Source organism: Mycobacterium sp. URHB0044, assembly GCF_000620625.1.
Taxonomy (GTDB): Bacteria; Actinomycetota; Actinomycetes; order Mycobacteriales; family Mycobacteriaceae; genus Mycobacterium.
In genome coordinates, this window is sequence record NZ_JIAW01000043.1 from 1 (window position 1) to 1,356 (window position 1,356).

1 protein-coding gene is annotated in these 1,356 nt (G+C 64.5%); it reads left to right on the plus strand.

What is annotated here, in order from left to right; all coding sequences use genetic code 11:
- Window positions 1–175 precede the first annotated feature (175 nt).
- A partial coding sequence (locus N536_RS0135800) for an IS481 family transposase (protein ID WP_029118000.1) occupies window positions 176–1,356 on the plus strand: 1,181 nt, incomplete at its 3' end.

Consider the following 1,356-nt stretch of genomic DNA (forward strand, 5'->3'; position numbering starts at 1 on the left):
TGTTATCTCCCAAGACATCGGTGACAGTTCTGCATCAGGACATCGGTGACACTTCGGGTGGTCTTGGTGGTGACACTTCTGCCCCAAGGTTCGGGTGGTGGCCGTCAATGAACCCATCGATCCTGTCGTTCGCCTTGCGATCTCGCAGTGGCCCGATGACGCCCCTCGCGGTGCGGTGTCAACCTTCTGCGCCGAGCACGGCATCTCCCGTAAATCGTTCTACGCGTTGCGTAAGCGTGTGAAGACCGACGGGCCGGCAGCGGTGCTCGAACCCAGGACACGACGGCCGAAGTCGAGCCCGTCGAAGCTGAGCGACGAGGTCAAGGAACAGGCGCTGGCCGTGCGTGCCGCCCTGGAATCCTCCGGCCTGGACCATGGGCCGATCAGCGTGCACGACAAGATGCACGCGATGGGCATGCAGCAGGTCCCCTCCACCGCCTCGCTTGCACGCATCTTCCGTGAGGCCGGCGTGGCTCGCCTGGAGCCGAAGAAGAAGCCCCGCTCGGCATGGCGGCGGTTCGTCTACCCGGCCCCGAATGCATGCTGGCAACTCGATGCGACCGAGTACGTGCTCAGCGGTGGGCGTAAGTGCGTGATCTTCCAGCTCATCGACGACCACTCCCGCTACGCACTGGCCTCCCACGTCGCCTCCGCCGAGACTGTGAAAGACGCAATCGCTTTGGTGGACAAGGCGATCGCCGCCCACGGGGTTCCTCAACGACTCCTGACCGACAACGGACTCGCACTGAATCCTTCGCGGCGAGGGTACGTCGGCCAGCTGGTCAGTCACGTCGGCGCCCTGGGCGTGGAGGCGATCACCGGCAAGCCCTACAAGCCGACCACCCAGGGCAAGAACGAACGGTTCCATCAGACCCTGTTTCGTTACCTCGACAGACAGCCGCTCGCGGGATCATTGGCCGAACTCCAAGCCCAGGTCGACGCGTTCGACCACATCTACAACACCCAGCGACCCCACCAAGGACTGCCTGGACGCGTCACACCACTGACAGCGTGGGAAGCGACGCCCAAGGCTGATCCACCCCGCCCGAAACCCGACCGGCCCGTCTACACCGAGCGAGTCCCGAGCCGATACCAGTTCCCGCGGACACCGCCGCCCGCAGATCTGCCCGCCAACACCTGCGCCCGAACGGTCAGCGCGGTGGGCAACATCGGACTGAACTCAGTCGCCTACAAGGTCGGTGCCCAATACGCCTTTCAACAGGTTCTCGTCGTCAGTGACGGCGACAACATCATCATCACCGATCTGGACGGCGAGGTCCTCGCCGAACGAACCCGACCCGCACCCGGCGTCAAATACGTCGGCAACGGCCGACCCCGCGGCCCACGCGCCAAAGA